This window comes from Catalinimonas locisalis (assembly GCF_038039535.1).
Classification (GTDB): Bacteria; Bacteroidota; Bacteroidia; order Cytophagales; family Cyclobacteriaceae; genus Catalinimonas.
In genome coordinates, this window is record NZ_JBBPHP010000105.1 from 1 (window position 1) to 1270 (window position 1270).

The following is a 1270-nucleotide window of genomic DNA, read 5'->3' on the forward strand; positions in this document are numbered from 1 at the left end:
TGGACCTGCTACATTTGACTGGACAGTGAGTTAAGCGTAATTCACTTAACTTAGCTGATATGAAAAAAGAAAGACGAAAGTATGACAAGGAATTTAAAATAATGGCTGTGGAGTTATGCCTCACAGGTAAGCCAGCCATTAAAGTGGCCGAGGAGTTAGGTATTCGTTTAGACCTGCTTAGCCGCTGGAAGAAAGAGTATCAACAGAAAAAAGAGGGCAGTTTCTCAGGGTATGGTAAACCAGCTTTGTCTCCTGAGCAGGCTGAAATCGCCAGATTAAAGAAACAGTTACGAGAAGCAGAGATTGAAAGAGATATCCTAAAAAAGGCAGTGAACATCTTCTCCAGGAACGACAGCAAATCTTCCAATTTATGAAAGGGCACCAACATTTATTTGTTGTTGAGAAGATGTGTAAGGTGTTCAAAGTGAGCCGAAGCGGTTATTATCATTGGCTAAACAGAAAGATATCTACTAGACAGATAAATAATCAAGAAGCTCTAAAGCTCATCAAAGAGATTCATCAGAAAAGTAAGGGTAGATATGGTAGTCCCAAGATTACTCATGAACTAAAGAAGAGAGGTGTTCGGATATCCAGACCCAGGGTAGCTAGGATTATGAGAGCATCTAATATCAAAAGTATTACTCACAAAAAATATAGAGTTCAAACGACAGATTCCAATCATAACTATCCGGTAGCCGAGAACTTACTGAATAGAAACTTTGAACTAGAAAATATTGGAAAAGCTTGGGTGTCAGACATTACATATATTAAAACATTAGAAGGCTGGCTGTACCTTACAACAGTAGTGGATCTGGGAGATCGTAAAGTCATTGGTTGGGCATTAAGCCAGACCATGAAAACATCTGATACTGTCATTCCTGCCTGGAAGATGGCTATAAACAACAGACCCGTAACTACAGAATTGATCTTCCATTCCGACAGAGGCGTACAATACGCCTGTCATGATTTTAGAGATACTCTTAAAGCAAATAAAATGGTCAAGCAGAGCATGAGCAGGAAGGCTAATTGCTGGGATAATGCAGTAGCAGAAAGCTTTTTCAGAACTTTAAAACTGGAATTAATTCATCATGTAGAAATGAAAAGCGTGGTAGCCACTAAAATAGAGATATTTGAATTTATTGAAGTCTGGTATAACAGGCAAAGAATACATGCTTCGCTAGGATATATGACCCCAGAACAGTACGGACAAAATTTGAATCAACTTCAAAAAGCTGCTTAACTTTTTGTCCAGTTTTTTATTGCAAGTTCA

1 protein-coding gene is annotated in these 1270 nt (G+C 38.4%); it reads left to right on the forward strand.

The features are described 5' to 3' along the window. Positions 1 to 59: 59 nt before the first annotated feature. Positions 60 to 1240, forward strand: a protein-coding gene (locus WJR50_RS34045) for an IS3 family transposase (RefSeq protein WP_341297787.1) whose coding sequence is annotated in 2 segments (ribosomal slippage) — positions 60 to 318 and positions 318 to 1240 — 1182 coding nt in all. Because the reading frame shifts where the segments join, the coding sequence is not laid out codon by codon here. Positions 1241 to 1270: the final 30 nt, after the last annotated feature.